General features: G+C 63.6%; 3 protein-coding genes. All 3 read left to right on the plus strand.

What is annotated here, in order from left to right:
* On the plus strand, positions 1 to 1,680 hold a 1,680-nt coding region (locus C2U70_RS28745), incomplete at its 5' end, for a cbb3-type cytochrome c oxidase subunit I (protein ID WP_140982008.1).
* A complete protein-coding gene (locus C2U70_RS28750) occupies positions 1,680 to 2,312 on the plus strand; it encodes a cytochrome (ubi)quinol oxidase subunit III (RefSeq protein ID WP_140982009.1) in 633 nt (210 codons plus the stop codon). The genes C2U70_RS28745 and C2U70_RS28750, both read left to right, overlap by 1 nt.
* Positions 2,309 to 2,692, plus strand: a complete 384-nt coding sequence (gene cyoD / locus C2U70_RS28755; RefSeq protein ID WP_140982010.1) for a cytochrome o ubiquinol oxidase subunit IV — start codon at positions 2,309 to 2,311, stop codon at positions 2,690 to 2,692. Before C2U70_RS28750 ends, cyoD begins: the two co-directional genes overlap by 4 nt.
* Positions 2,693 to 2,835 lie beyond the last annotated feature (143 nt).

A 2,835-nucleotide genomic window follows, 5' to 3' on the forward strand; every position in this document is an offset into this window, starting at 1 on the left:
ATCATGATCTTCTTCGTGGCGATGCCGTTCGTGATCGGGCTGATGAACCTCGTCGTGCCGCTCCAGCTCGGCGTGCGCGACGTCGCCTTCCCGACGCTGAACTCGGTGGGCTTCTGGCTGACCGCGACCGGCGCGCTGCTCGTCAACCTCTCGCTCGTCGTCGGCGAATTCGCGCGCACGGGCTGGCTTGCCTTTCCGCCGCTCTCCGGGCTCGTCTATTCGCCCGGCGTCGGCGTCGACTATTACGCCTGGTCGCTGCAAATCTCCGGCGTCGGCACGCTGGTCGCCGGGATCAATCTCGTCACGACGGTCCTGAAGTTGCGCACAAAAGGCATGAACTATCTGCGCATGCCGATGTTCTGCTGGACCACGCTCGCTTCAAACCTCCTGATCGTCGCCGCGTTCCCGATCCTCACCGCCACGCTCGCGATGCTGCTGCTCGACCGCTACCTCGGCTTCCACTTCTTCACCAACGAAGCCGGCGGCAACATCATGATGTTCATGAACCTGATCTGGGCCTGGGGACATCCGGAGGTCTACATCCTCGTGCTGCCGGCGTTCGGCATCTTCTCCGAGGTGGTCTCGACCTTCTCCGGTAAGCCGCTGTTCGGCTACCGCTCCATGGTGCTCGCGACCATGGCGATCTGCGTCATCTCCTTCATGGTCTGGCTGCACCATTTCTTCACGATGGGGGCGGGGCCCGACGTCAACGCCATCTTCGGCATTGCGAGCATGATCATCGCGGTGCCGACCGGGGTGAAGATCTACAACTGGCTGTTCACGATGTATGGCGGCCGCATCCGCTTCACGACGCCGATGCTGTGGTCGGTCGGCTTCATGGTCACCTTCATCATCGGCGGATTGACCGGCGTGCTGGTCGCGGTGCCGCCGGCCGACTTCATGCTGCACAACAGCATGTTCCTGGTCGCGCACTTCCACAACGTCATCATCGGCGGCGTGCTGTTCGGCGCGTTTGCCGGCTTCACCTACTGGTTTCCAAAAGCCTTTGGCTTCCGGCTGGATGAGTGGTGGGGCAAGGCGGCGTTCTGGTGCACTTTCATCGGCTTCTACGTCACCTTCATCCCGCTCTATGCCGCGGGCATGCTCGGCATGACCCGGCGCATGCAGCATTACGACGTCGCGGCGTGGCGGCCCTGGATGATCGTCGCCGTCATCGGCATGGCGATCCTGACCTTGGCGGTGGTCTGCCAGATCGTGCAGGTCGTCGTCAGCATCCGCAACCGCGAGGCGTTGCGCGACCGCACCGGCGATCCCTGGGACGGCCGCTCGCTGGAATGGGCGACCTCGTCGCCGCCGCCGGTCTTCAACTTTGCCATCTCACCCGATGTCCGCGGCGAGGACGCCTATTGGGAGATGAAGGCAAAAGCCCGGCAGGAGCAGCTCGAACACACCGAGCCGGAGTATCGGGACATCGAGATGCCCCGGAATTCGCCGACCGGCTTCGTCTGCGCGTTCTTTGCGACCATCATGGGCTTTGCGCTGATCTGGCACATCTGGTGGATGGTCATCCTGGGCCTCATCGGCGCCTGGGCGACCTTCGTGGTGTTCGCCTGGCGCGACCATGACGAATACGTCATTCCGGCCGCCGACGTCGCGCGCATCGACCGCGCCAATATCGAGGAACGTCGCAATCTCGTCAGCGTCGCGGGGACGGTGTGATGGCGATAGCTGCGACCGCAGGGCACGATCCCCATCACATCGGAGTGGTGATCGAGCATCCCGGACCGGCGCCGAAGCGCGTGGTCACCGGATTCGGCTTCTGGATCTTCCTGCTCTCCGACATCGTGATGTTCTCCTGCTTCTTCGCGGCCTATGCGGTGTTGCTCAACCAGACCGCTGATGGCCCCAAGGGCGCAGAGCTGTTCGACCAGCGCAACGTCGCGATCGAGACGGTCTGCCTGCTGCTGTCGAGCTTCACCTGCGGCATGGCGAGCATCGCCGCCGACGTCCGCAACAAATTCTGGTTCTACGTGTCGATGGCCGCGACCGGCGTGCTCGGCCTGATCTTCCTCGCCATCGAGTTCCGCGAATTCGCCGATCTCGTCGCGCGCGGCGCCGGTCCCACCCGCAGCGCGTTCCTCACGGCGTTTTTCACGCTGGTCGGCTGCCACGGCCTGCACGTCACGGCCGGCATCCTCTGGCTGCTCACCATGATGGCCCAGGTCTTTGCAAAAGGCTTTCGCGCCGACATCATGCGCCGGATGCTGTGCTTTGCGCTGTTCTGGCACGCGCTCGACATCATCTGGGTAGCGGTGTTTTCCGTCGTCTATCTGCTCGGGAGTGCCCCATGAGCGATCTGTCTGACCATAGCGACATCGGCTTCGCGCCGGGCGATGAGGGCGAACATAGTGTCGGTGCCCGCGTGCTCGGCTATGTCATCGGCCTTGCGCTTGCGCTGCTGCTGACCGCGACGTCGTTCTTCATCGCCGGCACCAATCTGGTCTGGCAGCCCTCGATCCCCGTCGCGCTGATCGTGCTGGCGATCGCGCAGATGGGCGTGCACCTCGTGTTCTTCCTGCACATCACGACCGGCCCCGACAACACCAACAACGTGCTGGCGCTGGCCTTCGGTCTCCTGATCGTGTTCCTGGTGGTCGGCGGCTCCGTCTGGATCATGTCGCATCTGAACGCGAACATGCCGCCGATGGATCAGATCATGCGGATGCAGTGAGCGCATCTTCTCCCTCTCCTCGTTCTTACGGGGCCGCGACGAGCTTCGCTCGCGCTGAGAGGGTTGGGGTGAGGGGCCTCTATCCGCGAAAACAGTAGCAGTCGGACTCGCGGAGGCTCGTGCCCAAGCTCGTCATGCCCGGG

The organism is Bradyrhizobium guangdongense (genome assembly GCF_006483445.1).
GTDB classification, from domain to species: Bacteria; Pseudomonadota; Alphaproteobacteria; order Rhizobiales; family Xanthobacteraceae; genus Bradyrhizobium; species Bradyrhizobium guangdongense_A.

Coding starts and splice junctions, on each gene's coding strand:
- C2U70_RS28750 (WP_140982009.1), top strand. CDS start 1,680: ATGGCGATAGCTGCGACCGCAGGGCACGATCCCCATCACATCGGAGTG.
- cyoD (WP_140982010.1), top strand. CDS start 2,309: ATGAGCGATCTGTCTGACCATAGCGACATCGGCTTCGCGCCGGGCGAT.